This window comes from Pseudomonas sp. GW456-12-10-14-LB2 (assembly GCF_002884345.1).
Taxonomy (GTDB): Bacteria; Pseudomonadota; Gammaproteobacteria; order Pseudomonadales; family Pseudomonadaceae; genus Aquipseudomonas; species Aquipseudomonas paraglycinae.
This window is the reverse complement of sequence record NZ_POHV01000002.1, coordinates 133,964-159,014: the sequence shown is the minus strand read 5'-3', so window position 1 is coordinate 159,014 and position 25,051 is coordinate 133,964. Positions and strand designations below refer to the sequence as shown.

Here is a 25,051-nt window from a genome sequence, read left to right as displayed (position 1 = left end):
CAGGCCAGTCCCGTGACCACCATCGCCACCGCTTTTAATACTTTGCCGCTGTCCGCCGCCATGCTGGCTAACCTCGACTCCCTCGGTTATGCCCAGATGACGCCGATCCAGGCGCAGAGCTTGCCGGTGATCCTCAAGGGGATGGACCTGATCGCCCAGGCCAAGACCGGCAGCGGCAAGACCGCCGCGTTCGGCATCGGCCTGCTGAACCCGATCAATCCGCGCTACTTCGGTTGCCAGGCGCTGGTGATTTGCCCGACCCGTGAGCTGGCTGACCAGGTCGCCAAGGAAATCCGTCGTCTGGCCCGTGCCGAAGACAACATCAAGGTCCTGACCCTGTGCGGCGGCGTGTCCTTCGGCCCGCAGATCGGCTCGCTGGAGCACGGCGCGCACATCATCGTCGGCACCCCGGGCCGCATCCAGCAGCACCTGCGCAAGGGTTCGTTGGTCCTCGACGGCCTGAACACGCTGATCCTCGACGAAGCCGATCGCATGCTCGACATGGGTTTCTACGACGCCATCGAAGACATCATCGAGCAGACCCCGGCCCGTCGTCAGACCCTGCTCTTCTCCGCTACTTATCCGGTGGGCATCAAGCAACTGGCGTCGAAGTTCATGCGCGACCCGCAAACGGTCAAGGCCGAAGCGTTCCACGACGACACCCAGATCGAACAGCGCTTCTACGAGATTTCCCCGGAAGAGCGCATGAGCGCGGTGACCAAGGTCCTGCATCACTTCCGTCCGGCCTCCACCGTGGCGTTCTGCTTCACCAAGCAGCAGGTTCAGGAAACCGTCGATCACCTGACCTCCAAAGGCATTTCCGCCGTCGGCCTGCACGGCGATCTGGAGCAGCGTGACCGCGATCAGGTGTTGGCGATGTTCGCCAACCGCAGTACTTCGGTACTGGTTGCCACCGACGTTGCCGCCCGTGGTCTGGACATCGATGCACTGGACATGGTGATCAACGTCGAACTGGCCCGCGACTCGGAAATCCATATTCACCGCGTCGGCCGCACCGGTCGTGCCGGCGAGAAAGGCATCGCGGTCAGCCTCGTTGCGCCGTCCGAAGCGCACCGCGCGCAAGCCATCGAGCAACTGCAGAAAACCCCGCTGAACTGGGATCAGGTGGACAACCTCAAGTCCCAGGGCGGTGCCCCGCTTCAACCGCCGATGAGCACGCTGTGCATCGCTGGCGGGCGCAAGGACAAGGTGCGTCCGGGCGACATTCTGGGCGCACTGACCGGTGAGGCCGGCATTCCGGGCGCCCAGGTCGGCAAGATCGCGATCTTCGACTTCCAGTCCTACGTGGCCGTCGAGCGCACCGTGGTCATGCAGGCGCTGCAGCGTTTGAACAACGGCAAGATCAAGGGCCGTTCGCTGCGCGTTCGCGTTTTGTAAGCGATCTTCCATCCGAGGAAGATCCCCTGTGGGAGCGGGCTTGCCCGCGATTGCAATCTGTCAGTTGAAATATTTGTGACTGACACACTGCTATCGCGAGCAAGCTCGCTCCCACATTGGTTTCCGGTGAATTTGAATTTAGTGTGAGGACACCGTTTTGCGCTCTACCGAAGTCGTGATCATTGGCGCTGGCGCCGCAGGGTTGATGTGTGCACTGACCGCCGCCGGGCGCGGGCGTCAGGTGATGCTGCTCGACCACGCGAACAAGGCCGGCAAGAAAATCCTGATGTCCGGCGGTGGGCGCTGCAACTTCACCAACATGTACACCGAACCGAGCAATTTTCTCTCGCAGAATGCGCACTTCTGCAAATCCGCGCTGGCCCGCTACACCCAGTGGGACTTCATCGGCATGGTCGCCAAACACGGCGTGCCGTACCACGAGAAGAAACTCGGCCAGCTGTTCTGCGATAACAAATCCAGCGACATCCTCGGCATGCTGCTGGACGAGTGCGATCAGGTCGGCGTCAATCTGCACCTCGACACGTCGATCCAGACCATCGAGAAGGTCGAGGGCGGTTACCTGCTCGACACGACTCTCGGCCAGATCCAGTGCCAGTCGCTGGTGATCGCCACCGGCGGCCTGTCGATCCCGACGCTGGGCGCGACCGGTTTCGGTTATCAGGTCGCCAAACAATTCGGCCATGAACTGCTGCCGACCCGCGCCGGGTTGGTGCCGTTCACCATCACCGATCAGCTCAAAGAGCTGTGCACCGAACTGTCCGGCACCTCGGTGGATTGTCTGGTCAGCTGCAACGACCAGAGTTTTCGCGAGAACATCCTGTTCACTCACCGCGGCCTCAGTGGCCCGGCGATTCTGCAGATTTCCTCGTTCTGGGAGCCGGGCGACACGGTCGAGATCAACCTGCTGCCGGATCACGACGCCGCGAGCTGGCTGCAACAGCAAACCGCCGAACGTCCGAACAGCGAACTGAAAACCCTGCTCGGCGAAATCTTCACCAAGAAGATGGCCAACCTGCTGGCGGACAACTGGTTCGTCTCCAAACCGATGAAGCAGTACACCCACGCCGAACTGGCGGACATCGCCGAAAAGCTCGGCAGCTGGAAAGTCGTCCCGGCCGGCACCGAGGGCTATCGCACCGCCGAAGTCACCCTCGGTGGCGTCGACACTCGTGAAGTGTCGTCCAAGACCATGGAATCGCTGAAAAGCCCGGGCCTCTACTTTGTCGGCGAAGTGCTCGACGTCACCGGACATCTGGGCGGATTCAACTTCCAGTGGGCGTGGGCCTCTGGTTACGCTGCCGCGCAGTACGTCTGACCCAGGTTTTTTTAGATTTGAAATGCAATCCCTGTGGGAGCTGGCTTGCCAGCGATGGCGGCCTGACAGTCAGCAATGATGTTGGGTGTACTGGCCTCATCGCTGGCAAGCCAGCTCCCACAGGTTTGTGTGCAAGATTCAAAATTTGAAGTCGGCGCAGGAACCCAAAGGAACACTTTTTGCTGTCAGATGTGATCGGCGCCATTGCGTCGGCGTCATTACTGGCTCAATTTAGCGGCATCGCCTCGGAAGGCCTTCGCACTTCATGTCCTCGACCTCGTTTCGTCAGTCTTTGCGGCGCCTGTGGGCGCTGGATAAATTCAGCTACAGCGTGCGGGTGTTCATCGCCCTGACCGGCAGCATGGCGCTGTGCTGGTATCAGGATGAAATGGGGCTGCTGATCCCGCTGTTCCTCGGGATCATCGCCAGCGCCCTGGCCGAGACCGACGACAGTTGGCAGGGCCGCCTCAACGCACTGGCGGTGACGCTGGTGTGTTTCAGCGTCGCGGCGCTGTCCGTGGAATTGCTGTTCCCCTACCCCATCGTGTTCGTCATCGCTTTGGCATTGGCCAGTTTCGGCCTGACCATGCTTGGGGCGCTGGGCGAGCGTTATGGTGCGATTGCTTCGGCGACCCTGATTCTTTCCGTCTACACCATGATCGGCGTGGATCAGCGCGGCGGCGCGGTCACGGATTTCTGGCATGAGCCGATGCTGCTGGTGGCCGGTGCCGCGTGGTACGGCCTGCTGTCGGTGCTGTGGCAGGCGATGTTTTCCAATCAGCCGGTGCAGCAGAGTCTGGCGCGGCTGTTCCGCGAACTCGGCTATTACCTGAAGCTGAAATCCTCGCTGTTCGAGCCGATCCGTCAGATGGACGTCGAAGCACGGCGACTGGAACTGGCCCAGCAAAACGGCCGGGTCGTCGCAGCCCTGAACAGCGCCAAGGAAATCATCCTGCACCGGGTCGGCAACGGTCGCCCGGGCTCGAAAGTCAGCCGTTACCTGAAGCTGTACTTCCTGGCGCAAGACATCCACGAACGCGCCAGTTCTTCCCACTACCCCTACAACGCCCTGGCCGATGCGTTTTTCCACAGCGATGTCTTGTTCCGCTGCCAGCGCCTGCTGCGCCAGCAAGGCAAGGCCTGTCGGGCGCTGGCCGAATCGATCCAGATGCGTCAGCCGTTCATCTACGACGCGAGTTTCGCCGAAGCCCTGAGCGACCTGCACGCCTCCCTCGAACACCTGCGCATCCAGAGCAACCCGGCCTGGCGCGGGCTGCTGCGTTCATTGCGCGCACTGGCGGCCAACCTCGGCACCCTCGACCGTTTGCTCAGTGACGCCAGCAACCCTGACGCCCTGGCCGATGCCACCGACAGCAGCCTGCTCGACCGCTCGCCGCGCAACTTCAAGGACGTGTGGATTCGTCTGCGCACGCAGCTGACGCCGACCTCGCTGCTGTTCCGTCACGCCCTGCGTTTGCCGCTGGCGTTGAGCATCGGCTACGGCATGGTGCACTTGATTCACCCGTCGCAGGGTTACTGGATCATCCTCACCACGCTGTTCGTCTGCCAGCCGAACTACGGCGCCACCCGGCGCAAACTCGGTCAGCGGATTTTCGGCACGGCGATCGGCCTGACGATTGCCTGGGCGCTGTTCGATCTGTTCCCGAATCCGCTGGTGCAGTCGTGCTTCGCCATCGCCGCCGGCGTGGTGTTCTTTACCAACCGCACCACCCGCTACACCGTGGCGACCGCCGCGATCACGATCATGGTGCTGTTCTGCTTCAACCAGGTCGGCGATGGTTACGGGCTGTTCGTGCCGAGATTGTTCGATACCTTGCTCGGCAGCCTGATTGCGGGGCTTGCGGTATTCCTGTTCCTGCCGGACTGGCAGGGTCGGCGCCTGAACAAAGTCCTGGCCAACACCCTCACCTGCAACAGCATTTACCTGCGTCAGATCATGCAGCAATACGCCGCCGGCAAGAGCGACGACCTCGCCTATCGCCTGGCCCGGCGCAACGCGCACAACGCTGACGCCGCACTCTCCACGACGCTGGCGAACATGCTGATGGAGCCGGGGCATTTCCGGAAGGAAGCCGACGTGGGCTTTCGCTTCCTGGTGCTGTCGCACACCTTGCTCAGCTATCTGTCAGGGCTTGGCGCGCACCGGGAAACCCAGCTGCCGGCCGAGGTGCGCGAACACCTGATCGACGGCGCCGGCGTGAGTCTGGCGGCGAGCATCGATGAAATCGCCCAGGGGCTGGCGAGCAAACAGCCGATTGCCATTCAAAGCGATGAGGAAGAAGCGCTGGCCAATGAGCTGGAGCAGATGCCGGACGAAATCGACGAAGGCCAGCGGCTGGTGCAGACACAACTGGCACTGATCTGCCGCCAGCTCGGGCCATTGCGCACGCTGGCGGCGCATCTGATCAAGGACACAGCCGAAGATTGAGCCGCCTCACATGCCATGCTGCCTGAGCAGCTTGTCATAGCTGCCATCGGCCTTCATCGATGCAATCGCCTTGTCGAACCCGGCCACGATCTGTTCGTGCTGCGGGTTCTTCAGGCTGACCAGAATATGCAGGCTGTTCTCGCTCAGCGGCTTGGGCAGAAACTCCACTGCGTTGCGTACCTTCGGTGATTCCCGGGCCAGGTAATAGCGGGCCACGTATTCGTCTTCCAGGGTCAGCTTGACCCGGTCCGCCGCCAGCATGCGCACGGCCATGGCGAAGTTATGCACAGGGACTTTCTGCAACGCGGTGTCGGCATCGAACGGCGCCGAATAGGCGTAGCCGCGCACGACCGCAACCGGATAGGTGTGCAGTTCCTGCAGGTTGTTGTATTCGATGGGCGCGTCTTTGCGCTTGAGGAAGCGCACGCGATTGAGCAGGTACTCAGCGGAAAACTGCCCGATCTTCGTGCGCTCGTCGTTGTACCAGGCGTTGACCAGCACGTCGTAACGTCCTTCGCCAACCCCCATCAACGCCCGCGCCCACGGCACCTGCTCATAACCGCTGGCATAACCGGCACGGGCTAGGGCCGTGCTGACGATGTCGGTCGCCAGCCCACCGTTGACCAGTGTGTCATCGGTAAAGGGCGGCCAGACGTCGAACACCAGACGCAATTTCTCCGCTGCCGCGCTTTGACCCAGCAACAGCAATCCGATCAAAGCAAAGGCTCGATGCAATCGCGGCATGCTTGAAAATCCTTAGCGGGCGGGCCGCCCGGCGTGTTTTCAGTCAAAACCCCAAGGCCCCTTACCGGCGAATCCCAGGCCCTAACCTTAGCTCATTGAAGCCATCGCACAGCGCTTCCCAGCAGATTACACAAAGTACGGCGGGCCGCGATATTGGAATGATGGCATTTTGGCCTTTGTCACAGATTTCTCAGCCATACAGACATATTTCGGCGGGGCGCTTAGTATCGGGCGACGTTGTTCAAGGAATCGGAAGATGACAATCGAGTGGGTCTGCAAACATCACAGCGATCTGGGACTGGAGCAGCTGTACGCCATTTTGAAATTGCGCTCGGAAGTGTTCGTGGTCGAACAGCGCTGCGCGTACCTGGATCCGGACGGTCAGGATCTGGACGGTGACACCTGCCATTTGATGGGCTGGGACGATGATCAGCTGGTGGCGTACCTGCGCCTGCTGGACCCGGAATCCCAGGGTGGCGACGTGGTGATCGGCCGCGTACTGACCTCACCGGCCGGGCGTGGCAAAGGACTGGGGCATGAAATGATGGAACAGGCGCTGAAACAGGCGCAGAAGCGCTGGCCTGAGGTGCCGATCTATCTGTCGGCGCAGGCGCATTTGCAGGGGTATTACGGGCGGTATGGGTTTGTGGTGGCGGGTGAGGAATATCTGGAGGATGACATTCCGCACATCGGGATGCGGCGTTCCTGAAAAGCCCCCTCACCCTAACCCTCTCCCGGAGGGAGAGGGGACTGATTGGGGAATATTCGGGAGATACAACGACCTGAACGAGCGTTGTTGAATCCATAATCGCCACACTTGATCAGGTCGATGTATGACGCAAGACACCTCGGTCAGCTCCCTCTCCCTCCGGGAGAGGGCTGGGGTGAGGGCAACAATCTAAAGGCGAACACCCAAACTCAGGGATATTCGAGAACAGCCTTGATCTGCCGCAAATTCCGCTCGATCCACCCCCGATCAATCGCCCCCCACTCACGAATCCGATAGCGCCCCGCATGATTGCGCGCGCCCTCTTCCTGTTCAAACTCGCAGACAATATCCAGATCCGCCAGCGCCGCAATCGTATCCTGCGCCGTGCGCCGGGGCATGCCGGTGACCTCGGTCAGCGCCGGCACGCTGCTGGCCAGGCCGCTGTCGATCAGGTACGCCACGTACAAGCGCCGGTAGAAACTGCTCTTGGTCTTGCTCACGTCCATGCATGCGCTCCGTTGTTTGATGTCTTATTGCATGTCGCGCCACGTCAGGTACACCCGCAGGTCGAACTCGACCTGGTGGTAGCCCGGCAGCATGTGCTCACATAACTTATAGAACGCCTTGTTGTGATCCGACTCCTTGAAGTGCGCCAGCTCGTGCACGACGATCATCTTCAGAAACTCCGGCGCGGCGTCCTTGAACAGCGAGGCGATGCGGATTTCTTTCTTGGCCTTGAGCTTGCCGCCCTGCACCCGCGACACCGTGGTGTGCAGGCCGAGGGCGCGATGAGTCAGGTCAAGGCGGTTGTCGAACAGGACCTTGTCGATGGCCGGGGCGTTGCGCAGGTATTCCTGCTTCAGGTCCAGCGCGTAGCCGTACAACGCCTTGTCGCTCTGCACATCGTGGCGACCCGGATAGCGTTGGCTCAGGTAATCACCGAGGCGGTTGTCGGCGATCAATTGGCGCACCTGATCCTGCAATTGCGCGGGATAGGCCTGGAGGTATTTCAACGCAGTCATGGGGCGGCACAGGTCATGAAAAGGCCGCCAGTGTAGCGAATTCAACCGGCCAACGCGCTCCAGTCGAACGGCTCGGTAAAGCGTGCGGTGTCCTCGGCGACCAACGGCCGCGCCACCAGGAAGCCTTGCACGTACTCGCAACCATGGGCTTGCAGCCACTGATATTGCTCGACGGTTTCCACGCCTTCGGCAATCACCAGCAAGCCGTATTCCTTGCATAAGTCGATGACCGTGCGCACCAGCGAAGCGTCGCGGGACGAGTCCGGCAATCGGGCAATCAGGTGGCGATCGAGTTTGAGGGTATCCAGTTCCAGATCGCGCAAATGCGCCAGCGAGCAGGCCCCGGAACCGAAATCGTCCAACGCCACCCGCACCCCGAGATTGCGCAGCAGCTTCAGCTGCTTGCGGGTCTCGTCCGGGTTGATCGTCAGCGCTTCTTCGGTGACTTCCACTTCCATCTGGTGTGGCTGCAAACCATGGCGCTCCAGCACTTGGCGCAATTCAGTGACCAGATTCGGCAGACCGAACTGGGTGTTGCTCAGGCTCACGCCGATCACCAGATCCTTGGAGAACTCGGATTCCCAGGCCTTACGCTGCCCGGCGCTGCGATGATAGATCCAGCTGCCGAGCCGGCTGATCAGCGTCGCCTCTTCCAGCAACGGCAGGAACAACCCCGGCGGCACATCGCCGACGCTCGGGTGCTGCCAGCGCAGCAACGCCTCGAAACCACGAACGCGACCATCGCCAATGGCCACCTGCGGCTGATACACCAGATTGAAATCGCGGTTCTCGATGGCATTACGCACGCTTTCTTCCAGCATCAGCCGCGACCGCGCACGGCCGTTCATTTCATGATCGTAGAAACGATATTGCTGACGCCCGGCACGCTTGGCCTCGTACATGGCGATGTCCGAGGCGCGCAGCAGACCGTCGAGGTTGTTGCCGCAGTCGGGGTAGGTGGCAATGCCGATACTCGCGCCCAGAGCAATATCGAGGCCTTCGATCTGCTGACAGATCGACACCCGCTCGATGAGTTTTTCAGCAATCTTCGCCGCTTGTTCGGGGAATTCCAGATCCAGCAGCGCGGTGAATTCATCGCCGCCCATCCGCGCCAGAATGTCGAATGGCCGCAGGCACGCTTTCAATTGTTCGGAGACCCAGCGCAACACCCGGTCCCCGGCATCATGGCCGAGGGAATCATTGACCCTCTTGAAACCGTCGAGATCGAGATACATCAACACCCAACTGCTATCCGTGCGCTCGCCGCGCAACAGCAGGTTTTCCACAGTCTGGTAAAAACCCCGGCGATTGAGCAGCCCGGTCAGCGGGTCGGTGACAGCCTGAAATTCCAGCTGCTGATGCAGATGGCGCACCACCGACATGTCCAGCACCGTCACCACCATCGCGTGCTGTTCACTCGGCAGCGGCGCGCAGGACAAGGCCACCGGCACTTGCTGGCCCGGCGCGGTACGCAGCAACGCGTCGTGTAAGCGCAACGTCTCGCCACGTTTGTAACTGGCATAAAACTCGGAATCGGCCCACAGCGGAATGTGCGGTTTCTGCAGGAAATCGAGAAACTCCTGCCCTTCCAGTTCCTTCACCGGCGCATTGAGCAACCGGGAAATCGCCGGGTTGGCAAAGCGGATCAAACCATCCTCGCCCAACACCAGAATGCCTTCGGCCGCGTTATCCAGCACCGAGGCATTGAAGGCCCGCGCCGATTCCAGATCCTGACTCAAACGCTGCAAGGCCCGGCGATTGCGCTGGTGCTCGAGCAACGCCTGGACTTTCGGCTTGAGAATCTGCGGATCGAACGGTTTGAACAGGTAATCCACCGCACCGCTGGCATAACCCTTGATCACGGCGTCCTGGGACTGCTCGTTGGCAGTGAGGAAAATGATCGGGGTCAGGCGCGTGCGCTGGCTGCCGCGCATCAGCCGCGCGACTTCGAAACCGTCCATGCCCGGCATCTGCACATCCAGCAGCACCAGGTCGATGTCGTGTTCGAGCAACAGGTTGAGGGCTTCGTAACCGGAAGCGGCGGTCAATACCTGCCAGTCTTGGCGCTGCAGCAACGCGCGCATGCTGATCAGGTTTTCAGGGTAATCATCAACGATCAAAAGGACTGAGCTGCCTTCACCTGGCTGGGGTTGCGCGCATTCCATGCTGCTTCTCTTGTCGGGACAACTCGTGTCGGGGCATCTCGGGTCAGTGTTCCGGGCGGCTTCTCGTGAAAACCATACAGTCACCGAGTCTTCACTCTAGTCCGGGATCTGTAAAAGCAATAGCTGTCATCCAGCCATCATTTAACCAAACCGATAGGCAGCCGACTAACGGTCACCGCTGAAGCCCCCGAAAACCGGGAAAGGTGGCATTTCGACAGGATGTTGACGCCAATCATCCGCCAGACGGCCGTTAACAAAAAATCCCTCTACGCTTATAAAGGCCGCCCCCAAGAGGCGCGGGCTAGAGCTTCTGGCACGCGCGTGCAAGAGAAATAGAGTGGAAGAACCGACATGATTGATCTCGCAACCTGGAACCTCAGCGTTCCCGTTGGCAGCCCGCCCTACACCGTCGAAACCTCCAAACTGGTGAACGGCTTCAAGGATCAGTACTTCCATTCCGACACCGGCACCCTGTTCTTCTGGTCCCCGGTGACCGGCTCGAAAACCGAAAACGCCATCTACCCGCGCACCGAACTGCGCGAGACCTACAGCAACGGAACATTGCGCAACTGGTATTACCCCGACGCCGACAACCTGCTGCGCGCGACCCTTTCGGTCAACAAGGTGCCCAGCTCCGGCAAGATCGTCATCGGCCAGATCCACGCCTATGAAAGCCAGAAGCCGATGCTCAAGCTTGAGTACCAGTACAAAGACAAAACCGAGACCGGCAACCTAGTGATCAAACTGCGCACCCATCCGGATCAGGACGAAAGCCGCGTCATCACCCTCGCCACCGGGATCAAACTCAATCGCGAATTCAACTACCTCATTCACCTGAGCCCCGGCGGCGCACTGGGTGTGAGTGCGGCCGGGTATCAGTGGGATTCGCAGATCAGCGCGACGTGGCGCAACAAACCGCTGTATTTCAAGGCTGGCGTGTATGTGCAGGACAACACCGGGTACACCAGTGAGGGTGGGCAGGTGACGTTCAGCAAGCTGGATATTGATCACGATAAATAGCCGCGATGCGTTCGTTTAAGGCTGCTGTTTAAAGGCAGTGCGCGTAACGTCCCGAAGCCTACAACGGCTTGCGTCGCTGCCTACCGGTACGCCAGAATCCGCCGGCTTGTGCGCCTGGAGGGCCATCGGTAACTTGATTCGGGTCACTGATTCGCAGTGATCGGGTTTAGTAGCCCAGCAACTCCACCGTCGTACAAGCGTCCCTCAGTCAGGCCTGGCCTGTACTTGATGGTGGCTGTGCGCATGGCGCCTTCGGGTGCGCCGGGAATTGGTGGCGTTGCCCGGTCTACTAACTTGCGTACAGCCGCCACCCTTTCGTGTAGTAGCGGATTGGTTGTGGCCCTATCGGGAATCCACCAAATGTTCAAACCTACGCCCAATCCTCCAGATATTGATCTGGCCTCCCCCTACGAATCCCTCGATTCAAAAAAACTCAACGAAGCCGCCGAACGCGCCCTAGACCACTACCTCTGCCCCGGCGCCCGCATCATGGCCACGGTCAACGAACCCGACCGCATGTACTTCGCCAATCCCGCCTACAACACCGAATCCCTGCTGGCCAACGCCAGCGAAACCCTCGGCTCCGCCAGCGAAATGCTCAACAACTTCGCCGCCACCCTCGCCCCCGCCGACCGCAAAACCGCGATAGGCATCGCGCAGTTGGTGATGCTGGGGGAACTGGCGGTGAATCAGGCGCTGGATCACGTCGAGTTAAAGGAATAGCCACCCATAACGGCTCGCTCATCGCGGAATCTCAGAAATGTCCGTAATTGGCGACGTTCTTGCCCCTTACCGATAGACCATCGCCTACAAGAAATCCGCGCCATAGCGGGTTTCTTAAATGAACGAGTTACACTCGGATCAATTGACTTTGCAGGGAAGAGGTGGAGCTAGAAAAGCCGACTACTGCAGCGCCGATGCCCGGCCTGAGACATTGAGGCGCCCCGCGCTTGGCGCAGGCCCCTCAGATATAACACCTACCAAGTAAAAGAAGGAACGACTGAACATGACTTAAAGCTTTGCAAGCGAACAAGAAGCAGCACGGGCCATGCTGCTGGAAGTAGCCGGGTTACTAAATCGTCAAACTATCGACTACGCGGTGATTGGTGGATGGATTCCTTACCTGTTTAACTCCAAGCCCATTCCCCACACGGGCACCTATGACGTCGACATCATTCTGAATGCGGCGCTGAGTAAAGAGCATGTTATTCGGGCTCTGGACTCAATGGTTAAGGACTCGGGGTACATGCGGGCGCCAAAGAATGCGTTCCAGGTGTACAGAAAGCTGGTGGTCAATGATGAACCAATGATTTTTCATGTGGATTTCCTGCACAGGAAATATGTAGATGATTCAGCCGACCTGATTATGCAGTGGGGGCGTTATGAGTCCATCGCGACCCCGGGAACGGACGTGATCTTCACTGAAAAGGAAGCCAGGCATCAGTTGATATCGGGGCAGGCCATGGACGGTACGGAGACCTCGCTGAAGATCCCCTTCGCCACCGAAGCTGGCTTCCTTTCTGCCAAGGGGCGCTCGGTTGGTTTTGGGAAACGCTTGCGGGATGCCTTCGATATATTCCTCGTCATCAATCAGTCGAACAACATCACTGAACTGACGGAACACAGTAAGCAATTGATGAAGAGCTCAATATTCGCAGCGTCAATGAGTCGTTTGGAGAACGAGTTCAATAATAAGTCTGCAGCAGATGACGCCGCTGCATTTATCGTCAAACTTGCTCCCGAACATATTCCGGGCTTTATCGAGGGCGCAGGCGAAGCGCCGTTGGCAAATACTCAAAAGGCCAAAGAGTGGGTTTTAAAAGTGATCAATGATTTTTTGACTGCGATAAAGCCAGTGCGCCGCGCAAGCTGATTCCACTCCGACATCAATCAGAGGGACAGATTTATTTATCTGCTGCTCGATTAAATCAATCTGCCCCCGCTTTCCTTTATTTTCAACTCGACCTACGTATATCAAATACGGGTCGTGCCGACTGGCTTTCGCTTCATTCCTGAGCCGACGGAGTCATTCAACGCCACTACCCGCCCCGCATCCCATTCCCGCTGCATATCAGCAAACAACTCGCCGTTCACTCGCGCCTGATGATTCGCCAACGCTTGAGTCATCGCCTCGGCAATACGCTCGATGATCAAGGCTGGCTTCTCTACTGAGCAATGCTTGCGACCAAACTCGATCAGTTGCTGGCGATCCGGGTAGGTTTTCACCTTGTTCATCTTGATTGCCAACGTGCGATCAACCAATGAGCGGCCTGATTTTGGATTGTAGTTTTCGTAAACGGTTGTGGTGGTGACATCGAAAACGGGTGCCAATTGCACGGTTTCAAGGGCTTCTGGGTGGGTATAAATCACGCCGAAGTTCTTTAGATGCGCATCCCCGTTTCGAACCATGACCGAAAGGCAGACCGAAGCGAAAAAAAGCTCCAACTCCCGAAGCGAATCACCATGCCGACAGACCTGGCCAATCACGGCCGCGAGGGTTTCGTAGCTCTGCGAATACTTGTAGTTGTCATGGGGATCCTTGTTGAGTCCCAACAGAACCGCCATGTCTTCGAACCCGAGGCGACCGGCCTCGGTCAGGTCAAAACGCTCCATCACAAATAAATCGCCGTTTTCGGACAGCCAGAACGGCGGTGTTTCCAGCCCTGCGAGACGAGCCGCTTCCAGGCAGAGAAATTCGTTCTGAGCCAGATGTGCGTACTCATCCGCGCCTGATTTGACGATCAGATCGGAGCTGAGCATGGTTTTTCGATTGCCGGTGAGCTTGTCCAGGTCGGGCACCAGCACCTTGGGCTGTACACCTGAAATACCAGACTCGAAGTAGGTGTCGACGAGAAAGTCGAAAACGCCCTGCGAAACATCGGCAGACAGAATCTCCTGCAATCCGACTTGCGCACGCACGGATACCGGAGTTTCGATTGGATTCTGGTAGGTGAGGCGTCCGATCTGGTTCCCGCCGATGACCGATAACAGGCGCATCTCATCGACTTGCATGTGCTTGGCCATCCGGCGCTTGATCTGATCCGCCAGAAACCCTTCAGGCACATTCATATCGAAGATCGGATGCAGCACGTTGCTCACCGAGGGCGTCGGGTCATAGGGCATGACCAGTGAGACTTCCCTTGTTGCATCGGCGGTTTCATAAACAAAGGAAAACTGCGATCCCTTGGACAGCTCACCAGCGAAGCCTTGCGGCGTGGTGACGTTGAGCCTTTTGACTTTACTCATCGTGCTCTACCAGATCGGCCAGGGATTTGAGGTCAATGCGGTTATCGACAATTTCCAGCGCCATGCCCAGCGCTGCCAGCACCCTGAACGCGGTGTAAAGCGCGACATTCTCCCCGGCCTCAAGGTCAATGATGGTTTTGCGGCTGCATTTGGCTCTGTGGGCCAATAACGCTTGGCTGTAGCCTTTAGCCCGACGCAATTGCCGAATTCTTTCACCGAAAACAGCGGGATTGGGGAGCAGCATAAATGTCACCCATATGGGACTTTTTAAAATATAGAATCGATTATGTCCGTTATGGGTGACATTTCAAGCGCCTTACGTCGGTCGACTGCTTGATAAAACTACAGGCAAAAAAAACCCGCCTCACGGCGGGTTTCTTTCAAATCAGCTAAACACCCAGTCTCAATTGACCTTGGCGTTCAACTCACCCTTCAGATAACGCTGATACATGCTTTCCAGCGAGATCGGCTTGATCTTCGAAGCGTTGCCGGCAGTACCGAAAGCCTCGTAACGAGCGATACATACATCGCGCATCGCCTTGACGGTTTCGCCGAAGAATTTACGTGGGTCGAATTCGCTCGGGTTGGTGGCCATCAGACGACGCATTGCGCCGGTGGACGCCAGGCGCAGGTCGGTGTCGATGTTGACCTTGCGCACGCCGTGCTTGATGCCTTCGACGATTTCTTCAACCGGTACGCCGTAGGTTTCTTTGATGTCGCCGCCGTACTGGTTGATGATCGCCAGCCACTCTTGTGGAACCGACGAGGAACCGTGCATCACCAGGTGGGTGTTCGGGATGCGTTTGTGGATTTCCTTGATGCGGTCGATCGCCAGCACGTCACCGGTAGGTGGCTTGGTGAACTTGTAGGCGCCGTGGCTGGTGCCGATGGCGATGGCCAGGGCATCAACCTGAGTCTTCTTGACGAAGTCAGCGGCTTCTTCCGGGTCGGTCAGCATCTGGCTGTGATCCAGAACGCCTTCGGCGCCGATGCCGTCTTCTTCACCGGCCATGCCGGTTTCCAGCGAACCCAGGCAGCCCAGCTCGCCTTCAACCGAAACGCCGCAGGCGTGAGCCATGGCCACGGTTTGTTGGGTCACGCGGACGTTGTATTCGTAGTCGGTCGGGGTCTTGCCGTCTTCGCCGAGGGAGCCGTCCATCATCACCGAGCTGAAGCCCAGTTGAATCGAGCGCTGGCAGACATCAGGGCTGGTGCCGTGGTCCTGGTGCATGCACACCGGGATGTGCGGGAACTCTTCGATCGCCGCCAGGATCAGGTGACGCAGGAACGGGGCGCCGGCGTATTTGCGGGCACCGGCCGAAGCCTGAACGATCACCGGGGAGTCAGTCTTGTCAGCGGCTTCCATGATGGCGCGCATCTGCTCAAGGTTGTTGACGTTGAAGGCTGGAACGCCGTAGCCGAACTCGGCTGCGTGGTCCAGCATCTGGCGCATGCTGATAAGTGCCATTGTGTGTGTCTCTCCCGGTTTGGGTCGTTAATCGTGCCAGCCTGCCGGAGCGGCGGCGGCTATTCAAGTGATTGCAGATCGGGGGTTGAGGCCCGGCCTGGTGATTCGATAAAGCAAATTCTGTTTTATTCGGCTTTGCAGCCCCGACCGATCAGATCATTGGTGGCGACCCAATAAACCAGGCCCTCCTCACCTTTGATGTGAAACGCCAGCATGTCGTCGCTGTACAGCGCGCCCGAGGCGCCCGGCTCTTCTTTCAGGCGATAGACCTGATCGCCGCCGCCCAGTCGCACATCGACTTCGTTGCGGGCGGCATCGGTGTAGCGCCACAGCACCTTGGCCTGGCTGTCGCAGGTCCAGGTGGTCCAGTTATCCACAGGTGCGGATGACTGGAACGGGTTCCACTGCGCGCAACCACTCAACAATCCCAGTGCCGCAACGGCGATCAAGCCTTTCATCCGTGTTCCTCGACCGGCAGCGCAAGCCGCCGGCCCTGAGTTAAAGAGTCAGACCGGTCAAGGACAACCATGTTCCTTGGCCGGGGTTTGCGTCTCGTATTTGTCCAGACCGTCCGGGCCCGAGCGCTTGTTCAGCACCGGGTTGGTTTCGGCCTGCCAGTCGGCCTGGTAGCAGCCTTTCTGTGCCTCGCCGGGTGCCGGTGTCGGCTCGGCCTTCGGGTTACTCCCGCAGGCCGCCAGCGTACCGGTCAGCAACAACAGCGCTAACGACTTGACCATCTGAACACTCCTTTGCCTGGCCAATCGGGCGGCCTCAGGCCTTGGCCCGGCTTTCCAGGACTTCAACGGCCGGCAGCACCTTGCCTTCGACGAATTCGAGGAACGCGCCACCGCCGGTGGAAATGTAGGAGATCTTTTCCGCCACGCCATATTTATCGATGGCCGCCAGGGTGTCGCCACCACCGGCAATCGAGAACGCCGCGCTTTCAGCGATAGCTTCGGCCAACACTTTGGTGCCGTTGCCGAACTGGTCGAATTCGAACACGCCGACCGGGCCGTTCCACAGGATGGTTTTCGACGACTTCAGCAGTTCGGCGAAGTTGGCCGCGGTTTGCGGGCCGATGTCGAGGATCATGTCGTCGGCAGCGACGTCTGCGATCAGCTTCACGGTCGCTTCAGCGCTTTCAGCGAATTCCTTGGCAACCACCACGTCGACCGGCAGCGGCACGCTGACCTTGGCGGCGATGGCGCGCGCGGTGTCCAGCAGGTCCGGCTCGTACAGCGACTTGCCGACCGGGTGACCGGCCGCAGCGAGGAAGGTGTTGGCGATGCCACCGCCGACGATCAGTTGATCGCAGATCTGGCTCAGGCTGTTCAGCACGTCGAGTTTGGTCGAGACCTTGGAGCCGGCAACGATGGCCGCCATCGGCTTGGCCGGGGCGCCCAGGGCTTTGCCCAGCGCGTCCAGCTCAGCAGCCAGCAGCGGGCCGGCAGCGGCGACTTTGGCGAACTTGGCAACGCCGTGGGTCGAGCCTTCGGCGCGGTGAGCGGTGCCGAAAGCGTCCATCACGAACACGTCGCACAGGGCGGCATATTGCTGGGCCAGTTCGTCGGCGTTCTTTTTCTCGCCCTTGTTGAAGCGCACGTTTTCGAACAGCACGATGTCGCCGGCCTTGACGTCAACGCCGCCCAGGTAATCGGCCACCAGCGGCACTTCGCGGCCCAGAGCCTTGCTCAGGTAGTCGGCGACAGGCTTGAGGCTGTTCTCGGCGGAGAATTCGCCTTCGGTCGGACGACCCAGGTGCGAGCAGACCATCACGGCCGCGCCTTTTTCCAGGGCCAGCTTGATGGTCGGCAGCGAAGCCAGGATACGCGCATCGCTGGTGACAACACCGTCCTTGACTGGGACGTTGAGGTCTTCGCGGATCAATACGCGCTTACCTTGCAGATCGAGGTCGGACATCTTCAACACGGTCATGGGTCGCACTTCCTACGGTTTTTTTGAAGTCGCTGTTTGCAGATAGTGCTCTGCAACATCCAGCATTCGGTTGGCAAAACCCCATTCGTTGTCGAACCAGGCCAGGATGTTCACCAGCCGTGGGCCGGAAACGCGGGTCTGACTGGCATCGACGATGGCCGAATGTGGGTCATGGTTGAAATCACAGCTTGCGTGAGGCAATTCGGTGTAGGCCAACAGACCTTTGAGCGGGCCGCTGGTGGCGGCGTCGCGCAGGATCCGGTTGACCTCGCCGGCGTCGGTGTCGCTCGCGGTCTGCATCGTGATGTCGAGGCAGGACACGTTGACCGTCGGCACGCGTACGGCTTTGGCCTGAATTCGCCCGGCAAGTTCCGGCAGCAGGCGCTCGATACCACGCGCCAGACCGGTGGACACCGGAATCACCGACTGGAACGCCGAGCGGGTGCGGCGCAGGTCTTCGTGGTGATAGGCGTCGATCACCGGCTGATCGTTCATCGCCGAGTGAATCGTGGTGATCGACACGTAATCCAGACCGACCGCCTGATCCAGCAGACGCAACAGCGGCACGCCGCAGTTGGTGGTGCAGGAGGCGTTGGACACCAGCAGTTCGTCGCCGGTCAGGCAATCCTGATTGACGCCGTAAACGATGGTGGCGTCGACATCCGCCTCGCTGGCCATCGGCTGCGAAAACAGCACACGCGGCGCGCCGGCGTCGAGGAAACGCTGGCCGTCTGCGCGGGTGTGCCAGGCGCCGGAGCATTCGAGCACCAGATCGACGCCCAGCGACGCCCAATCGATGCCTTCGGGAGTGGCACTGCGCAGGACCTTCACGCAGTCGCCATTAATATGCAGACAATCGCCGTCGACCTTCACTTCGCCGGGGAACCGGCCATGAGTGGAGTCGAAGCGTGTCAGGTATTCGATGCTGGCCATGTCGGCCAGATCGTTGATCGCGACAATCTCAAACCCGGCCTTCTCGCCTCGCTCGAACAACGCACGCAAGACGCAACGACCAATCCGGCCGTAGCCGTTGAGTGCAACTTTGTAGGGACGCGGTTGAGGCATGGGGTTCTCGATTACCGTGGTGTATCAGTCAAAGCGATGTTGCCTGACCGACCGCCATCGCGGGCAAGCCCGCTCCCACAGGGATCTACATCGCCCATGTGGGAGCGGGCTTGCCCGCGATGGCGTCAGTTAAGACGACACCTGATCTGGATCAGTCTTCCAGCAGCTCTTCAGCCTGACCCAGGATGTTTTCCAGGGTGAAGCCGAACTCTTCGAACAGTGCCGAAGCCGGAGCCGATTCGCCGTAGGTGGTCATGCCGATCACGCGACCTTCCAGACCCACGTACTTGAACCAGAAGTCGGCGTGGGCCGCTTCGATCGCGATACGTGCGCCAACCTGCAACGGCAGGACCGATTGCTTGTAGCTGGCGTCCTGAGCGTCGAACGCGCTGGTGCATGGCATGGAAACCACGCGCACCTTGCGGCCCTGCTCGGTGAGTTTGTCGTAGGCCTGAACGGCCAGACCAACTTCCGAACCGGTGGCGATCAGAATCAGCTCAGGCTCGCCTGCGCAGTCCTTCAGCACGTAACCACCACGACGGATGTCGGCGATCTGGCCGGCATCACGGGTCTGGTGCTGCAGGTTCTGACGCGAGAAGATCAGCGCCGAAGGGCCGTCCTTGCGCTCCAGAGCGTTTTTCCAGGCCACGGCCGATTCAACGGCATCGGCTGGACGCCAGGTGTCGAGGTTCGGCGTGCTGCGCAGGCTGGTCAGTTGCTCGATCGGCTGGTGCGTCGGGCCGTCTTCGCCCAGACCGATGGAGTCGTGGGTGTAGACGTGGATCACACGCTGCCTCATCAGGGCGGACATGCGCACTGCGTTGCGGGCGTATTCCATGAACATCAGGAAGGTCGCGCCGTAAGGCACCAGACCGCCGTGCAGGGCAACGCCGTTCATGATGGCGGTCATGCCGAATTCGCGCACGCCGTAGTACATGTAGTTGCCGCTGGCGTCTTCGGCGCTGACGCCTTTGCAGCCTTTCCACAGGGTCAGGTTGGAACCGGCCAGGTCAGCCGAACCGCCCAGCACTTCCGGCAGCAGCGGGCCGAACGCGTTCAGGGCGTTCTGGCTGGCTTTACGGCTGGCGATGGTTTCGCCTTTGGCCGCAACGTCGGCGATGTAGGCATCGGCCTTCTCGGAGAAGTCGGCCGGCAGCTCGCCGCTCAGGCGACGGATCAGTTCGTTGGCTTCGGTCGGGAACGCGGCGGAGTAGGCAGCGAAACGCTGATCCCACTCGGCTTCGGCGGCGCGGCCTTTCTCCTTGGCATCCCACTCGGCATAGATGTCGGCCGGGATTTCGAACGGGCCGTGGTTCCAGTTCAGCGCCTGACGGGTCAGGGCGATTTCCGCGTCACCCAGCGGGGCGCCGTGGCAATCTTCCTTGCCTTGCTTGTTCGGCGAACCGAAACCGATGGTGGTCTTGCAGCAGATCAGGGTCGGCAACGGGCTCTTGCGAGCGGTCTCGATGGCGGTCTTGATCTCTTCCGGGTCGTGACCGTCAACGTTGCGGATCACTTGCCAGTTGTACGATTCGAAACGCTTCGGCGTGTCGTCGGTGAACCAGCCTTCGACTTCGCCGTCGATGGAAATGCCGTTGTCATCGTAGAAGGCGATCAGCTTGCCCAGGCCCAGAGTGCCGGCCAGGGAAGCGACTTCGTGGGAAATGCCTTCCATCATGCAGCCATCACCCAGGAACACGTAGGTGTGGTGGTCGACGATGTTGTGGCCAGGACGGTTGAACTGCGCGCCCAGTACTTTTTCTGCCAGGGCGAAGCCCACGGCGTTGGCCAGGCCCTGACCCAGCGGGCCGGTGGTGGTTTCAACGCCCGGGGTGTAACCGAATTCCGGGTGGCCCGGGGTACGGCTGTGCAGTTGACGGAATTGCTTCAGGTCGTCGATCGACAGGTCGTAGCCGGTCAGGTGCAGCAGCGAGTAGATCAACATCGAGCCGTGGCCGTTGGACAGCACGAAGCGGTCACGGTCGGCGAACGATGGATTGCTCGGGTTGTGCTTGAGGTAGTCGCGCCAAAGCACTTCGGCGATATCTGCCATACCCATAGGGGCACCGGGATGGCCGCTGTTGGCTTTTTGCACGGCATCCATGCTGAGGGCACGAATGGCGTTGGCACGCTCACGACGGCTAGGCATCGCTGATCTCCTGGGTGTGAATAGATTGAAACGGAAAAAAGGAGGGCATTTTCCCTCACCCGAGCGCCTCGGGGCAATGACAGATAGTCATCCGGAGGCGTTTTTCCAATGGATAACACCGGTTTCGGTTGGTGAAACCTTTCCGCTGTTCGTTTGTAGAGTTAACCGGGCGGTGAGAAGTGCAATCGAATGCGCCATCCATCGAGCAATATCAAAACTTTTTGATATAGACCTTGCGATGCCTTCAGGCCGTCACTAGACTGCCAGCCCTATGAACTTACGCGTGCCTTCCATTCGCCATGACGATTGCGACGAGCTGGCGGCCCTGTGCAAGGCCGGCGGCGATCCGCTGCGGCTGAATGTATTGCGCGCCCTGGCCAACGACTCGTTCGGCGTACTGGAACTGGCGCAGATTTTCGATATCGGCCAGTCCGGCATGAGCCATCACCTTAAAGTGCTGGCGCAGGCGGATCTGGTGGCGACTCGCCGCGAAGGCAATGCGGTGTTCTATCGCCGCGCCCTGCCCCACACCGAGTTGCTGGGCGGCAAGTTGCACGCGGCATTGTTAGAAGAAGTCGACAATCTGGCGCTGCCGGCTGACGTGGAAACCCGGATCGCACAGGTTCACGGGCAACGTGCGGCCAACAGCCAGGACTTTTTCGCCCGGGTCGCAGAGAAATTCCGCGCCCAGCAGGATTTGATTGCCGGCCTGCCGCAGTACCGTGAAAGCGTGCTGGCCCTGCTCGACAAACTGAACTTCAATGGCGCTGCCACGGCCATTGAAGTCGGCCCCGGCGATGGAGCTTTCCTGCCGGAACTGGCGCGTCGCTTCGGCACCGTAACCGCACTGGACAACAGCGCGGCGATGCTCGAACTGGCCCGTCAGGTATGTGAACGTGAACAGCTGGCTAACGTCAGCCTGCAATTGGCCGATGCATTGAATGGCGTGAGCCTTCAGGCCGATTGCGTGGTGTTGAACATGGTGTTGCACCATTTCGCCGCGCCGGCCGAAGCGCTCAAGCACATGGCCAGCCTGCTGCAACCGGGCGGTAGCCTGCTCGTGACAGAGTTATGTAGCCACAACCAGAGTTGGGCCAGGGAGGCCTGCGGTGATCTGTGGTTGGGGTTTGAACAGGACGATCTGGCCCGTTGGGCCACCGCTGCGGGACTCGTTCCCGGGGAAAGCCTCTATGTAGGCTTACGTAATGGTTTCCAGATCCAGGTCCGCCATTTTCAGCGACCGGCTGGCGACACTCACCATCGGTAAATTCAGGAAAACATCGAGATGAGCGAATACTCCCTCTTCACCTCCGAGTCCGTGTCTGAAGGACATCCGGACAAAATCGCCGACCAGATTTCCGATGCAGTGCTGGACGCCATCATCGCCCAGGACAAGCACGCACGCGTTGCCGTGGAAACCCTGGTCAAGACTGGCGTGGCCATCGTTGCCGGTGAAGTGACCACCAGCGCCTGGGTCGACCTGGAGCAGATCGTTCGTGACGTGATCTGCGACATCGGTTACACCAGCTCCGAAGTCGGCTTCGACGGCGCTACCTGCGGCGTGATGAACATCATCGGCAAGCAGTCCCCTGACATCAACCAGGGCGTTGACCGTGCCAAGCCTGAAGATCAGGGCGCCGGCGACCAGGGCCTGATGTTCGGCTACGCCAGCAACGAAACCGACGTGCTGATGCCGGCACCGATCACCTTCTCGCACCAGCTGGTTCAGCGTCAGGCCGAAGCCCGTAAATCGGGTCTGCTGCCTTGGCTGCGTCCGGACGCCAAGTCCCAAGTGACCTGCCGTTACGAAGGCGGCAAGGTTGTGGGTATCGACGCTGTTGTTCTGTCGACCCAGCACAACCCTGAAGTGTCGTACAAAGACCTGCGCGAAGGCGTGATGGAGCTGATCGTCAAGCACGTGCTGCCTGCCGAACTGCTGAGCAAGGACACCCAGTTCCACATCAACCCGACCGGCCAGTTCATCATTGGCGGCCCGGTAGGTGACTGCGGTCTGACCGGTCGCAAGATCATCGTCGACAGCTACGGCGGCATGGCCCGTCACGGCGGTGGCGCGTTCTCCGGTAAAGATCCATCCAAGGTTGACCGTTCGGCTGCCTACGCTGGCCGTTATGTTGCCAAGAACATCGTGGCTGCCGGCCTGGCCGAGCGTTGCGAGATCCAGGTTTCCTACGCGATCGGTGTGGCCCAGCCTACTTCGATCTCGCTGAACACCTTCGGCACCGGCAAGATCAGCGATGACAAGATCATCAAACTGGTCCGCGAAGTGTTCGACCTGCGTCCATACGCGATCACCACCATGCTGGACCTGCTGCACCCGATGTACCAGGAAACCGCAGCCTACGGCCACTTCGGCCGTGCTCCGCAGACCAAGACTGTTGGCGAAGACACCTTCTCCACGTTCACCTGGGAAAAAACCGACCGCGCCGACGCTCTGCGTTCCGCTGCCGGCCTGTAATTTTCCTGGCGGTACAAGAAGCCCCGCACGGTTCGCCGTGCGGGGCTTTTTCATGGCCGCGAAACAACCGGCAAAACAGCCGCCCGGCCCACTTCAAAATCCCGGCTAGCCTTCAGGTATCTCCCTGAGCAAGGACGCTCACGATGCTTGCCACACTGCGCCTGTTTTTGTTTTTCCTGCCGGTTTTCCACCTCAACGCCTTCGCTGACGACTGCCCCGACTGGACCGCCGCCCGAGCATCGAGCGAAGTCGCCGCCCTGCAACAACAGATCGACCGCTGGGACGACGCCTATCATCGCGAAGGTCGCTCGGTGATCGCCGATGAGCTCTACGATCAGTCCCGCTTGCGTCTGAACCAATGGCGCCGGTGCTTCAAACTTCCCTCACCGCCCGAGCCGTTGCGCACCGCATCAGGCCCGGTTGCGCACCCGGTCGCTCACACTGGCCTGGACAAACTTCATGACGCGGCGGACATCGCGACCTGGCTGCGCGACCGAAAGGATGTCTGGGTACAACCCAAGGTCGATGGCGTGGCGGTGACGTTGATCTATCGCAACGGCCGACTGCATCAGGCGATCAGTCGCGGGGACGGCGTTCGCGGGCAGGACTGGACCGCGTCGGCAAAAAAGATCGGAGCCATTCCGCAACAGCTGACGCAACCGCAGGATCTGCTGGTGCAAGGCGAACTCTACTGGCGCTTGAACGGACACATGCAGGCACGTGCCGGCAGCGCCAATGCTCGAGCCACCGTGGCCGGGCTGCTGGGGCGCAAGGATCTCGACGCGGAACACGCCGCCGGCATCGGGCTGTTTGTCTGGGACTGGCCGCAAGGGCCGAAGGACTTGCCGGAGCGAATCGCGGCGCTGACGCAGTTCGGTTTTCCCACCACCGAGCTCTACAGCCAGGCCGTCGCCAGCCTGAACGAAGCGCAACACTGGCGCGATCACTGGCATCGCTCGCCATTGCCATTCGCCACGGACGGAGTGGTACTGCGTCAGAGCCTGCGACCGCCCGCCGAACGCTGGCAGGCTCGTCCGCCCTACTGGGCCGTCGCCTGGAAATACCCTTTCGCCCAGGCACTGGCCGATGTGCGCAAGGTGAACTTCCAGATCGGCCGCACCGGGCGCATCACGCCAGTACTGGAACTGTCGCCGGTTATGCTCGATGACCGGCAGATCAAACGAGTCAGCGTCAGTTCGCTCAGACGCTGGCAGGAACTGGACATTCGCCCCGGCGATCAGGTCGCAATCAGCCTGGCCGGGCTGACGATTCCGCGTCTCGACAGCGTGGTGCTGCGCAGTACCGAACGCGCGGATCTGAACGTTCCGCTCGCCAGCGACTTTCACACCCTGAGCTGCTGGCAACCGACGCCGGGCTGCGAAAGCCAGTTTCTCGCACGCCTCACCTGGCTGAGCGGCAAGCAAGGTCTCGCCCTACCGCATGTCGGTCGCGGCACCTGGGAGAAACTTCTGGAAACAGGCCGCCTGAACAGCCTGCTGGATTGGTTGACCCTCGACGGGCCGGAGCTTGCTAACATTGCCGGTCTCGGCGAGCGCAGCAGTGCCCGCCTGCTGCACAGTTTTCACAGCGCCCGCCAACGGCCGTTCCTGCAGTGGCTCAAAGCCCTGGGGCTGCCGCCGACCGGTCAGGCAACACTCGCCGATTCATGGCAGGCACTGGCACAACGCAACACCGAACAATGGCAGGCAGAAGCCGGAATCGGCCCGGGTCGCGCGGCGCAATTGAGCGCCTTTTTTCGTGACCCGCAGGTACTGGCCCTGAGTGAAACCCTGCAAGCCGCCGGCGTCGACGGCTTCTGAACACGCAATCCCCGGCCCGCCGGGAACCCAATGTCCGCCGGAGCGCTCC

The 25,051-nt window shown here is 60.1% G+C and carries 22 protein-coding genes; 10 read left to right on the top strand and 12 right to left on the bottom strand.

The genetic code is table 11. From position 1 onward, the window contains the following. Window positions 1-12: 12 nt before the first annotated feature. The 3 genes from dbpA to yccS all read left to right on the top strand — a co-directional run bounded on the left by dbpA (window position 13) and on the right by yccS (window position 5,183). The gene (dbpA, locus tag C1X29_RS02275; RefSeq protein WP_007959732.1) at window positions 13-1,398 is read left to right on the top strand and encodes an ATP-dependent RNA helicase DbpA; all 1,386 of its coding nucleotides are present in this window, start codon (window positions 13-15) and stop codon (window positions 1,396-1,398) included. A gap of 157 nt (window positions 1,399-1,555) precedes the next feature. Continuing rightward, window positions 1,556-2,734, top strand: coding sequence for an NAD(P)/FAD-dependent oxidoreductase (locus tag C1X29_RS02270; protein ID WP_102716747.1), 1,179 nt, complete (start codon window positions 1,556-1,558; stop codon window positions 2,732-2,734). Between the two features lie 265 nt (window positions 2,735-2,999). Further along, window positions 3,000-5,183 (top strand): YccS family putative transporter, encoded by a 2,184-nt coding sequence (gene yccS / locus C1X29_RS02265; protein WP_007959728.1) that lies wholly within the window; start codon window positions 3,000-3,002, stop codon window positions 5,181-5,183. A gap of 6 nt (window positions 5,184-5,189) precedes the next feature. Here the strand turns inward: yccS and C1X29_RS02260 are convergent, their stop codons facing one another. After that, window positions 5,190-5,927, bottom strand: coding sequence for an ABC transporter substrate-binding protein (locus C1X29_RS02260; protein ID WP_085746655.1), 738 nt, complete (start codon window positions 5,925-5,927; stop codon window positions 5,190-5,192). A gap of 256 nt (window positions 5,928-6,183) precedes the next feature. Between C1X29_RS02260 and C1X29_RS02255 the strand changes: the two genes are divergently transcribed. Beyond that, the gene (locus C1X29_RS02255; protein WP_102716746.1) at window positions 6,184-6,636 is read left to right on the top strand and encodes a GNAT family N-acetyltransferase; all 453 of its coding nucleotides are present in this window, start codon (window positions 6,184-6,186) and stop codon (window positions 6,634-6,636) included. Between the two features lie 209 nt (window positions 6,637-6,845). On the opposite strand, the gene C1X29_RS02250 is transcribed toward C1X29_RS02255, so the two are convergent. The 3 genes from C1X29_RS02250 to C1X29_RS02240 are packed head-to-tail and all read right to left on the bottom strand — an operon-like array spanning window position 6,846 to window position 9,823. Beyond that, on the bottom strand, window positions 6,846-7,142 hold the full coding sequence (locus tag C1X29_RS02250; protein WP_007894945.1) for a helix-turn-helix domain-containing protein: 297 nt from the start codon (window positions 7,140-7,142) through the stop codon (window positions 6,846-6,848). 24 nt (window positions 7,143-7,166) lie between these two features. Further along, window positions 7,167-7,658: a M48 family metallopeptidase gene (locus tag C1X29_RS02245; protein WP_085746657.1), complete on the bottom strand. Its 492-nt coding sequence runs from the start codon at window positions 7,656-7,658 to the stop codon at window positions 7,167-7,169. Window positions 7,659-7,699: 41 nt separating this feature from the next. Next, window positions 7,700-9,823, bottom strand: coding sequence for a bifunctional diguanylate cyclase/phosphodiesterase (locus C1X29_RS02240; RefSeq protein ID WP_102716745.1), 2,124 nt, complete (start codon window positions 9,821-9,823; stop codon window positions 7,700-7,702). Between the two features lie 351 nt (window positions 9,824-10,174). Between C1X29_RS02240 and C1X29_RS02235 the strand changes: the two genes are divergently transcribed. From C1X29_RS02235 to C1X29_RS02225, 3 genes are all read left to right on the top strand, one after another. Continuing rightward, window positions 10,175-10,843: a polysaccharide lyase family 7 protein gene (locus C1X29_RS02235; RefSeq protein WP_007959711.1), complete on the top strand. Its 669-nt coding sequence runs from the start codon at window positions 10,175-10,177 to the stop codon at window positions 10,841-10,843. Between the two features lie 360 nt (window positions 10,844-11,203). After that, complete coding sequence (locus C1X29_RS02230; protein WP_102716744.1) at window positions 11,204-11,566, top strand: DUF6124 family protein; 363 nt, start codon at window positions 11,204-11,206, stop codon at window positions 11,564-11,566. Window positions 11,567-11,891: 325 nt separating this feature from the next. Further along, entirely contained in the window at window positions 11,892-12,716 is an 825-nt protein-coding gene (locus C1X29_RS02225) for a hypothetical protein (protein ID WP_102716743.1), read from the top strand. Between the two features lie 101 nt (window positions 12,717-12,817). On the opposite strand, the gene C1X29_RS02220 is transcribed toward C1X29_RS02225, so the two are convergent. The 8 genes from C1X29_RS02220 to tkt all read right to left on the bottom strand — a co-directional run bounded on the left by C1X29_RS02220 (window position 12,818) and on the right by tkt (window position 20,706). Further along, a complete protein-coding gene (locus tag C1X29_RS02220; protein ID WP_102716742.1) occupies window positions 12,818-14,089 on the bottom strand; it encodes a type II toxin-antitoxin system HipA family toxin in 1,272 nt (423 codons plus the stop codon). Continuing rightward, on the bottom strand, window positions 14,082-14,333 hold the full coding sequence (locus C1X29_RS02215; protein ID WP_102716741.1) for a helix-turn-helix transcriptional regulator: 252 nt from the start codon (window positions 14,331-14,333) through the stop codon (window positions 14,082-14,084). Before C1X29_RS02215 ends, C1X29_RS02220 begins: the two co-directional genes overlap by 8 nt. A 159-nt stretch (window positions 14,334-14,492) precedes the next feature. Beyond that, window positions 14,493-15,557 (bottom strand): class II fructose-bisphosphate aldolase, encoded by a 1,065-nt coding sequence (gene fba, locus C1X29_RS02210; RefSeq protein WP_007959708.1) that lies wholly within the window; start codon window positions 15,555-15,557, stop codon window positions 14,493-14,495. 125 nt (window positions 15,558-15,682) lie between these two features. Beyond that, entirely contained in the window at window positions 15,683-16,015 is a 333-nt protein-coding gene (locus C1X29_RS02205; protein WP_102716740.1) for an MliC family protein, read from the bottom strand. A 57-nt stretch (window positions 16,016-16,072) separates the two neighbouring features. After that, window positions 16,073-16,294, bottom strand: coding sequence for a hypothetical protein (locus C1X29_RS02200; protein ID WP_007959706.1), 222 nt, complete (start codon window positions 16,292-16,294; stop codon window positions 16,073-16,075). 34 nt (window positions 16,295-16,328) lie between these two features. Next, entirely contained in the window at window positions 16,329-17,492 is a 1,164-nt protein-coding gene (locus C1X29_RS02195) for a phosphoglycerate kinase (RefSeq protein ID WP_011336326.1), read from the bottom strand. 12 nt (window positions 17,493-17,504) lie between these two features. Continuing rightward, window positions 17,505-18,557 (bottom strand): erythrose-4-phosphate dehydrogenase, encoded by a 1,053-nt coding sequence (gene epd, locus C1X29_RS02190; protein WP_039767974.1) that lies wholly within the window; start codon window positions 18,555-18,557, stop codon window positions 17,505-17,507. A gap of 151 nt (window positions 18,558-18,708) precedes the next feature. Then, window positions 18,709-20,706: a transketolase gene (tkt, locus tag C1X29_RS02185; protein ID WP_102716739.1), complete on the bottom strand. Its 1,998-nt coding sequence runs from the start codon at window positions 20,704-20,706 to the stop codon at window positions 18,709-18,711. Window positions 20,707-20,977: 271 nt separating this feature from the next. Between tkt and C1X29_RS02180 the strand changes: the two genes are divergently transcribed. The 3 genes from C1X29_RS02180 to ligB all read left to right on the top strand — a co-directional run bounded on the left by C1X29_RS02180 (window position 20,978) and on the right by ligB (window position 25,002). After that, entirely contained in the window at window positions 20,978-21,973 is a 996-nt protein-coding gene (locus C1X29_RS02180; protein ID WP_007959700.1) for a metalloregulator ArsR/SmtB family transcription factor, read from the top strand. Window positions 21,974-21,991: 18 nt separating this feature from the next. Next, window positions 21,992-23,182, top strand: coding sequence for a methionine adenosyltransferase (gene metK, locus C1X29_RS02175; RefSeq protein WP_027610621.1), 1,191 nt, complete (start codon window positions 21,992-21,994; stop codon window positions 23,180-23,182). Between the two features lie 143 nt (window positions 23,183-23,325). Then, window positions 23,326-25,002 (top strand): NAD-dependent DNA ligase LigB, encoded by a 1,677-nt coding sequence (gene ligB / locus C1X29_RS02170; RefSeq protein WP_102716738.1) that lies wholly within the window; start codon window positions 23,326-23,328, stop codon window positions 25,000-25,002. The last annotated feature ends 49 nt before the right edge of the window (window positions 25,003-25,051 follow it).

Bases quoted from the DNA above. Each gene is read 5' to 3' on its own strand.
- C1X29_RS02255 (WP_102716746.1), top strand. From the start codon at position 6,184: ATGACAATCGAGTGGGTCTGCAAACATCACAGCGATCTGGGACTGGAG.
- tkt (WP_102716739.1), bottom strand. From the start codon at position 20,706: ATGCCTAGCCGTCGTGAGCGTGCCAACGCCATTCGTGCCCTCAGCATG.
- C1X29_RS02205 (WP_102716740.1), bottom strand. From the start codon at position 16,015: ATGAAAGGCTTGATCGCCGTTGCGGCACTGGGATTGTTGAGTGGTTGC.
- C1X29_RS02235 (WP_007959711.1), top strand. From the start codon at position 10,175: ATGATTGATCTCGCAACCTGGAACCTCAGCGTTCCCGTTGGCAGCCCG.
- C1X29_RS02225 (WP_102716743.1), top strand. From the start codon at position 11,892: ATGCTGCTGGAAGTAGCCGGGTTACTAAATCGTCAAACTATCGACTAC.
- C1X29_RS02195 (WP_011336326.1), bottom strand. From the start codon at position 17,492: ATGACCGTGTTGAAGATGTCCGACCTCGATCTGCAAGGTAAGCGCGTA.
- C1X29_RS02220 (WP_102716742.1), bottom strand. From the start codon at position 14,089: ATGAGTAAAGTCAAAAGGCTCAACGTCACCACGCCGCAAGGCTTCGCT.
- C1X29_RS02240 (WP_102716745.1), bottom strand. From the start codon at position 9,823: ATGGAATGCGCGCAACCCCAGCCAGGTGAAGGCAGCTCAGTCCTTTTG.
- fba (WP_007959708.1), bottom strand. From the start codon at position 15,557: ATGGCACTTATCAGCATGCGCCAGATGCTGGACCACGCAGCCGAGTTC.
- ligB (WP_102716738.1), top strand. From the start codon at position 23,326: ATGCTTGCCACACTGCGCCTGTTTTTGTTTTTCCTGCCGGTTTTCCAC.
- epd (WP_039767974.1), bottom strand. From the start codon at position 18,557: ATGCCTCAACCGCGTCCCTACAAAGTTGCACTCAACGGCTACGGCCGG.
- metK (WP_027610621.1), top strand. From the start codon at position 21,992: ATGAGCGAATACTCCCTCTTCACCTCCGAGTCCGTGTCTGAAGGACAT.
- C1X29_RS02230 (WP_102716744.1), top strand. From the start codon at position 11,204: ATGTTCAAACCTACGCCCAATCCTCCAGATATTGATCTGGCCTCCCCC.
- C1X29_RS02180 (WP_007959700.1), top strand. From the start codon at position 20,978: ATGAACTTACGCGTGCCTTCCATTCGCCATGACGATTGCGACGAGCTG.
- C1X29_RS02200 (WP_007959706.1), bottom strand. From the start codon at position 16,294: ATGGTCAAGTCGTTAGCGCTGTTGTTGCTGACCGGTACGCTGGCGGCC.
- C1X29_RS02260 (WP_085746655.1), bottom strand. From the start codon at position 5,927: ATGCCGCGATTGCATCGAGCCTTTGCTTTGATCGGATTGCTGTTGCTG.
- C1X29_RS02215 (WP_102716741.1), bottom strand. From the start codon at position 14,333: ATGCTGCTCCCCAATCCCGCTGTTTTCGGTGAAAGAATTCGGCAATTG.
- C1X29_RS02245 (WP_085746657.1), bottom strand. From the start codon at position 7,658: ATGACTGCGTTGAAATACCTCCAGGCCTATCCCGCGCAATTGCAGGAT.
- yccS (WP_007959728.1), top strand. From the start codon at position 3,000: ATGTCCTCGACCTCGTTTCGTCAGTCTTTGCGGCGCCTGTGGGCGCTG.
- C1X29_RS02250 (WP_007894945.1), bottom strand. From the start codon at position 7,142: ATGGACGTGAGCAAGACCAAGAGCAGTTTCTACCGGCGCTTGTACGTG.